The 4,121-nt window shown below is 70.2% G+C and carries 5 protein-coding genes; 1 reads left to right on the top strand and 4 read right to left on the bottom strand.

Annotated elements, in window-relative coordinates:
* Nucleotides 1–1,026: helicase HerA domain-containing protein (locus ACOJSF_RS05315; RefSeq protein WP_420141186.1), on the bottom strand; the 1,026-nt coding region annotated here is incomplete at its 3' end.
* Nucleotides 1,027–1,228: 202 nt separating this feature from the next.
* Here ACOJSF_RS05315 and ACOJSF_RS05310 point away from each other — a divergent pair.
* The gene (locus tag ACOJSF_RS05310; RefSeq protein WP_420141185.1) at nucleotides 1,229–2,242 is read left to right on the top strand and encodes an SDR family oxidoreductase; all 1,014 of its coding nucleotides are present in this window, start codon (nucleotides 1,229–1,231) and stop codon (nucleotides 2,240–2,242) included.
* 11 nt (nucleotides 2,243–2,253) lie between these two features.
* Here the strand turns inward: ACOJSF_RS05310 and ACOJSF_RS05305 are convergent, their stop codons facing one another.
* The 3 genes from ACOJSF_RS05305 to ACOJSF_RS05295 all read right to left on the bottom strand — a co-directional run.
* Nucleotides 2,254–3,015, bottom strand: a complete 762-nt coding sequence (locus tag ACOJSF_RS05305) for a hypothetical protein (RefSeq protein ID WP_420141184.1) — start codon at nucleotides 3,013–3,015, stop codon at nucleotides 2,254–2,256.
* A gap of 68 nt (nucleotides 3,016–3,083) precedes the next feature.
* Nucleotides 3,084–3,590, bottom strand: a complete 507-nt coding sequence (locus ACOJSF_RS05300; RefSeq protein ID WP_420141183.1) for a hypothetical protein — start codon at nucleotides 3,588–3,590, stop codon at nucleotides 3,084–3,086.
* Nucleotides 3,591–3,665: 75 nt separating this feature from the next.
* Nucleotides 3,666–4,121: type II secretion system F family protein (locus ACOJSF_RS05295; RefSeq protein ID WP_420141182.1), on the bottom strand; the 456-nt coding region annotated here is incomplete at its 5' end.

Below are 4,121 nucleotides of genomic sequence, written 5' to 3'. Positions count from 1 at the left end.
GCGCGCCATGCCGCCCCGGAGCCGGTCCACACGGGCCTCGAGCGCGGTAGCGGACAGGGCCGGGGCCGCCTCCGCCGGCTCGCGGTCGCGCGGCGCCGCCTCCAGCCGGGCGAGCAAATGTTCGACCGGCTCGGCCGGCCGGGGAGGGGGCGGGGGCGGCGGCGGTGCGGGGTCGAGCGCGTCGAACAGCAGCGCCTGTCGATCGTCGCGTTGCAGGTCCGGCAGCGGCTGGAGCGACAGCGCGCCCCCCGCGCCGCTCGTGCGGACGGGGCCGATATGGATGAGGCGCGGCCGCCGCGACAAGGCCGGCCCCAGCGCCAGGAACTGGCCGCGCGCGAGATCGCGGATCTGCTCGGCCTGCCGCCGGTCCATCCCCCGCAGGTCCGCCGCCCGGACCATGTCGATGTCGAGGAAGGTCCGCCCCATCAGGAAATTGGACGCTTCGGCCGCGACATTCTTGGCCAGCTTCGCCAGGCGCTGGGTCGCGATGATTCCCGCCAGTCCGCGCTTGCGGCCGCGACACATCAGGTTGGTCATTGCCGCAAGCGACACCCGCCGCGCCTCCTCGCCCACGTCGCCGGCCGCCGCCGGCGCGAAGAGCTGCGCCTCGTCGACCACCACCAGGGCCGGATACCATTGCTCGCGCGGGGCATCGAACAGCCGGTTGAGGAAGCCGCCCGCGCAGCGGAGCTGGGCGTCCACCTCCAGCCCGTCGAGATTGAGGATGACGGAGATGCGGTGCTGGCGCACGCGCGCGGCGATGCTGGCGGTCTCCGCCTCGCTATAGTCGGCCGCTTCGATGATCAGATGGCCGAACGCGTCGGCAAGCGTGACGAAGTCGCCTTCCGGATCGATCACGACCTGCTGGACCAGCCCCGCGCTCTGCTCCAGCAGACGGCGCAGCAGGTGCGACTTGCCCGAGCCCGAATTGCCCTGGACCAGCAGGCGGCTGGCGAGCAGCTCCTCCAGCTCGAGATGCGCGTCGGTCGCGTCCGGCGTCGTCCCCATGGCAATCTGTGTCGGCATGGGGCGCTCTTGCCGGATCGAGGGTATGACCGGCAACCCGCCTGCGGCGAATGTCGCGGCTGAGCCCGCATTGTCCCGGCGCTCGCGGCGTTGAGCATCCGACGTGGTGCCATCCGGGAACGTTATGCGGGGTGGGATCGCTTCATCCGCCGAACGGATGCGATGCTCCCTTGGCGTCCGGCTTCCCCAAGAGGTGCGTATCATGTCGATCAGGTTGAAGCCGCTTGCCGAGCAAGTGATCGTCATCACGGGGGCCTCGTCGGGCCATGGCCTGTCCGCCGCGCGAAAGGCCGCCGCCACCGGTGCCCGCGTGATGCTGGTCGCGCGCGATTCGGATGCGTTGCAGGCCGTGGTGCAGGGCATTCGGGCTGGTGGGGGCGACGCGGATTACGTCGCCGCGGACGTAAGCGTCGAAGGCGACATCGACCGCGTCGTCATATCGACCATCCATCGCTTCGGCGGCTTCGACACCTGGGTCAACAATGCGGGCGTCGGAACCTATGCCAAGGCGCTGGAACAACCGACCGAAGATCACCGGCGGGTGTTCGAAACCAATTACTGGGGCATGGTCCATGGCTCACTCGCGGCGGTCCGGCATCTGAAAGACCGGCCCGGCGGCGGCGCGCTGATCAACGTCGGATCGGTCAACAGCGACATGAGCAGCCCGCTGCTGTCCTCCTACAATGCGTCGAAGCATGCGATGAAAGGCTTTACCGATTCGCTGCGGATCGAGGTGCTGATGGATGCGCTGCCCGTCTCGGTGGCCCTGCTCAAACCCAGCCCGATCGGCACCCCGTTCACCGGGCACGCGCGGAACCGCACGGGGAAACGCGCGCGGCTGCCCCGGCCGATCTACGCACCGGAGATCGTGGCCGACGCGATCCTCGACGCCGCCTGTCATCCGCGCCGCTCGCTGACGGTCGGCGGTAGCGGCAAGTTGCAGACGATCGGCGCCGCGCTTTTCCCCACCTTGTTCGATCATATCGCGGTGCGGATGGCGGGCGCGCTGGTCGAACGCGCCGAGCCTGTCGGCCAGGTCGCGGGTAATCTCGATGCGCCGCAGGGCGACGATGGGCGGGTCGACGGCGCGCAACGCGGACGCCGGTTCAGCCTGTTCGCGACCGCGCGCCGCCACGAACTCGCCACCGCCGCCGCCGTGGTGGGGGCGGGCATACTCGCGCGTGCTGCGCTGACGCGGTGGAAAAGGCGCGCCTGATCGGGCGGGGCCTATTTCACCCGGCTGCCGGCGGGCGTCAGGTCGATCCGGATCCGGACCCAGCTTCCCACCACCGGCTTTCCGTTGATGCGCGGCGGGCGGACCAAAAACTGCCACGATGCCTCGCGGATCGCGCGCGCCAGGCCCGATCCGGGCGGCGAGTCCGCGATCTCGCGGCAATTCTCGACATGGTAGCGCTCCGCCGTCTGACACGCGATCACGCCCCATCCGACCACGCCACGCGGCATGTAGAAGGACAATTCGGCGTCGGTCGGCTCACGAAACCATTCGGCATTGTACAGCCGCCCGCCGCCGGGCGCGTTGGTCGGGCCGTACACCGACCCGCTGTCCGCTGTTTCCGCTTCGCCCTGCGCGCTCCCTTGCGTGGATTGCCGCGCCGACGGATCGGAGCGAACCTGCCGCAGGTCGAAGCTTTCCAGCCCCGGCATCAGCACCCACGGCTGCGCGACGTCGGGTTTCTCGCGCGGCTGTTGTTGCTCGGGCGGGCGGGGCGGGGCGGAGGGCGCGCGCTCGGCGCGGCGGACGCGCTGGGGCGCGCGGCTGCGGCGCGCCTCGGGCTGGGCCTCCGGCGCGATGTCCATCGTCACCAGCGGCCCGTCCCCCGGCGGCGGCGGGCGGAAACGAAAGGCGGTGGTCTGGAGCAGGAGCAGCAGGATGGCGATATGCGCCAGGATCGTCAGGACGAGCGGCGTCGCCCGGCGCGTGACGCGCCCGTCGCGGATGTTCGACCAGGACAAGGACGCCATCCGCATCGGTGACGATGCCTAGGGTCGGCGATGCGCCGCCGCAACCGCCAAAGAGCCGAATTCGGCCCAGTCGATCAGGCGAAGCGGGCGCTGTGCTCGTCGAACTTGCCCGCGTCGAGCAACGTGGCCTGCTCGCGCCACTTCTCCTGCTCGATATAGCCGGGGTCCATGCCCAGCCGCTGTTCCAGCGCAGCCTCGTCCTCCGCCGACATGGCGATGATGTCGCGATACCGGCTGATCCCCTCGGCGTTCAGGCGGCGCTCGCCGCCGCGCGTCACGTCGCGCAGGCGGGTCAGGTCGTCGCGCGTCAGGTCGAGCGTATGCGGCGTGGCCGGCGCGGCCGCCGCCGGGGGAACTGCTGCGACCGCGGCCGCCGGGCGTGCGCGCTCCAGCTCGGCGATGCGGGCATTCGCCTCGCGCAGGGCGGCGTCATGCTCGCGCTGTTCCTCGGCGCGCGCGTCGCGCTCGCTCTCGTACAATCGGCGCCACTTCTTGCCCGATCGGGAAATCAGCCCGAGCATCCAGCCCAGCAGCAGCACCAGGAACAGAATGGCCCATTCGGTCATGGTGAAGGCCGGCATCAATGCACTCTCCGCTTATCGTGAGGGCGTAACGATGTGCGCGCCCCGGCGGTTGCGGTCAACCTGCGGTCCGGCTCAATTCTTCAGCAGTCCGTCGCCGATCGAGCAGGCGGCGGGCCCCAGGATCACGATGAACAGCACCGGCAGGATGAACACGATCAGCGGCACCGTCATCACCGCCGGCAGGCGCGCGGCCTTTTCCTCGGCGTGCATCGTTCGCTCGTGCCGGAACTCGGCGGACAGGACACGCAGCGCCGAGGCGAGCGGGGTCCCATATTTCTCGGTCTGGATCAGCGTCGTGACGAGGCTGCGGACCGAGGGAAGATCGACCCGCGTCGCGAGATTTTCGAACGCCGCCCGGCGATCGGTGAGGAAGCCGAGCTCGATCGCGGTCAGCGACATCTCGTCGGCAAGTTCCGGATAGCCCTTGCCCAATTCGCGCGCGACGCGGCCGAACGCCGCGTCGACCGTCAGGCCCGCCTCCGCGCAGATCACGAGCAGGTCGATCGCGTCGGGCAGCGCCTTGCGGAT

The sequence above is a fragment of the Sphingomonas sp. genome, from assembly GCF_048594985.1.
In the GTDB taxonomy this organism is placed as follows: domain Bacteria; phylum Pseudomonadota; class Alphaproteobacteria; order Sphingomonadales; family Sphingomonadaceae; genus Sphingomonas_I.
Note: the sequence above shows the minus strand (reverse complement) of the source record. Positions and strands in the feature narration are given on the sequence as shown.

Excerpts from the sequence above, each read along its gene's own strand:
- ACOJSF_RS05310 (WP_420141185.1), top strand. The coding sequence starts at position 1,229 with ATGTCGATCAGGTTGAAGCCGCTTGCCGAGCAAGTGATCGTCATCACG.
- ACOJSF_RS05305 (WP_420141184.1), bottom strand. The coding sequence starts at position 3,015 with ATGCGGATGGCGTCCTTGTCCTGGTCGAACATCCGCGACGGGCGCGTC.
- ACOJSF_RS05300 (WP_420141183.1), bottom strand. The coding sequence starts at position 3,590 with ATGCCGGCCTTCACCATGACCGAATGGGCCATTCTGTTCCTGGTGCTG.